3 protein-coding genes are annotated in these 2,653 nt (G+C 48.9%); 1 reads left to right on the plus strand and 2 read right to left on the minus strand.

Annotated features, from left to right (window positions below):
- The coding region (locus tag RMO35_RS07360; RefSeq protein ID WP_309739751.1) for an ABC transporter substrate-binding protein at positions 1-653 on the minus strand (653 nt) is incomplete at its 3' end.
- Between the two features lie 205 nt (positions 654-858).
- A complete protein-coding gene (locus tag RMO35_RS07365; protein ID WP_309739754.1) occupies positions 859-1,794 on the minus strand; it encodes a LysR family transcriptional regulator in 936 nt (311 codons plus the stop codon).
- 129 nt (positions 1,795-1,923) lie between these two features.
- Between RMO35_RS07365 and RMO35_RS07370 the strand changes: the two genes are divergently transcribed.
- Positions 1,924-2,653 (plus strand): hydantoinase/oxoprolinase N-terminal domain-containing protein (locus tag RMO35_RS07370; protein WP_309739757.1); only part of this gene is annotated, 730 nt, incomplete at its 3' end.

Consider the following 2,653-nt stretch of genomic DNA (forward strand, 5'->3'; position numbering starts at 1 on the left):
ACAAATTCTTTCTCAAAGCCGACACCATAGTCGTTATTAATCGCGATCGTGGCGACTGTTTTAAATCCTCTCTTGATGGCTAGCTGTGCCATTGCTTGAGCTTGATAGGTATCTGGTGGAGCCGTCCGCGCCCAGTAACCGCTATATTTGCCTTCTTTGGCTCTAGTTGTAAAGATGGGACTGGTGCTACCAGGGGAGACAATCATCACTTTATTTCTCACAGCGACATCGGCGGCGGCGGTAGAAATACCACTCCCGAAGGCACCCACAACGCCAGCAACTCGATCGACTTCCGAGAGTTTAGTCATTGCAGCAGTACCCGCACTGGGGTCGCTTTGATCGTCTTCAGACACGAGGGTGACGGGTGCGCCATTGATGCCACCGCAACCATTGACGGTATCTACAGCCATTTTAATGGCATTGGGCAGAGGTTGGGCGATCGAGGCTAAGTCGCCAGTATTTGATAATAGGGAACCAATTTTTAAACCTTGGCTACTATCGCTAGTCGTGCCGCTACTAGCGGCTGGTGTCCCACCTTGGTTATTTGTGGGAGCTGGATCGCTACAACTGGTGGTTAGTAAACTAGTAATAGTCGTCAATAATGCTAGCACTAAAGCTAGTTTTGGCTGGATGCGTCGCTGGGTATCGGTCATAACTTTAAATCTTACTCTTCACACTTAAAAATGCTCGTCTTAGCGCGATCGCGTGACACGACTATCTGCCGTTGATGTTATCACTTTTAGTTAGAGAGTGAATAGTGGATAGTGGATAGTGAATAGTGAATAGATGTAGGTTAGGTAGAAAGCAACGCGAAACCCAACGGCATTACTCAACAGCATTAACCAATAGCATTGCTGGTTATTCAGGAAGTTTGCTACCGGAGAGATCGGCGACAATTTTGAGAAATTCAGCTAAGACGACTGAGTGGTCATCTTTGCGCCAGAGTGCGGAGATCTGTCTGCGAAGACTGGTATCTTGGATCGGTCGATAGACGACGCCGCGACGTTGCAAATTTTCGACGTTACTCGGCAAGATTGCCAGTCCTACTTGTGCCACTACCAAACTAAGAATCGTCACCAACCAAGTAGCTTGGACATCCCTAATAATATTTGGCTCAAAGCCCGACTGTTGGCAATAATAAATGAATTTTTGGTAAAAGGGAAACTCCGCGATCGAGGGTAAGATTAATTTTTCATTGGCAAGATCGCGCAAAAATACTTGGCGTTGGAATACTAAGGGATGTAGCTCTGGCATGGCAACGACGAGGGATTCTTCCATAATCGGCAGTACATTCAAGCTGGTGTCTGGCTCCTGAACGTTATTAAGCACTTCAAAACCGATATTCAGGCGACCCTCCCGCAATGCCTGAAGTTGACGCTCGGCGGTAAGTTCGAGCAGTTCTACTTCTATATCGGGAAACCGAGAGCGAAATGTCCGCAAAATATCGGGTAATAGGGTATTGGAAATCGAACTAGCAATGCCCACCGAGAGGAAGCCGATCTCGCCTCTTTGAGCTTGTTGCGCTCTAGAGATCGCCCGTTCTAGGGTTGTCAGCGCCAACCGAGTTTCTTCTAAAAAAACTTTCCCGGCTGCGGTCAATTGTAGCGGTCGCCGCTGCCTGTCGAATAACTCAACTTTCAATTTACGTTCGAGCGATTTAATGCGTTGTCCTAACGGTGGCGGATCGATCTGCAAGTATTCTGCCGCTCTGGTAAAGTTGTTTTCTGCTTCTGTAACTGCCAGAAAGTAACAGATTTGCCGCAGTTCGACGCTGCTGAGATAGAGAAGATTCATCAGAGACTCCAACAACTACTACTAGATCGTTAACGATATACCAACTTAATCAGATCGGCATTGAAGATATAGTAAATCCCTCGTATTCTCATATACAACCGTGGCAGCCAAGAGAAAGGAGCTATTGCTATGAATATGCAGACGAATCGCTGGCAATTTTGGATCGATCGCGGGGGTACCTTTACTGATATTGTCGCGCAACATCCCGATGGCAGGCTGCTGGTACATAAGCTGCTGTCGGAAAATCCCAGCCGCTACGCCGATGCGCCGCTCCAAGGCATTCGCGATCTCTTAGGATTGGCAGCAGGGGCAACAATTCCTGCCGAGACGATCTCCAGTATCAAGATGGGTACGACAGTAGCCACCAATGCCCTGCTAGAGCGTGCTGGCGACAGAACTTTACTCATTATCACCGAGGGTTTTGGTGACGCTTTACGGATCGGCTATCAGCATCGCCCCCAGATTTTTGCACGGGAAATCGTGCTGCCCACAATGCTCTACGATCGCGTCGTCGAAGTCACCGAACGCTATACCGCCCAAGGTGAAGAATTAAGTCCCGTGCGCCTGGACGATACTTTAATTCAATCTTTGCAAACTGCTTACGACGACGGGATGCGATCGTGCGCGATCGTCTTTTTACATGCTTATCGCTATCCCACTCACGAACTACAAGTAGCCGCACTCGTCAGATCGATCGGATTTACCCAAGTTTCCCTCTCCCATCAAGTCAGCCCCCTCATTAAACTCATCAGTCGCGGCGACACCACCGTCGTAGACGCCTATCTCTCCCCAATTCTCCGCCGATACATCGATTCCTTCGCCCAACAACTACACTCCCCCTCCCCCACTTTACCCGTCC

This window comes from Chamaesiphon sp. OTE_20_metabat_361 (assembly GCF_031364565.1).

Coding starts and splice junctions, on each gene's coding strand:
- RMO35_RS07365 (WP_309739754.1), bottom strand. CDS start 1,794: ATGAATCTTCTCTATCTCAGCAGCGTCGAACTGCGGCAAATCTGTTAC.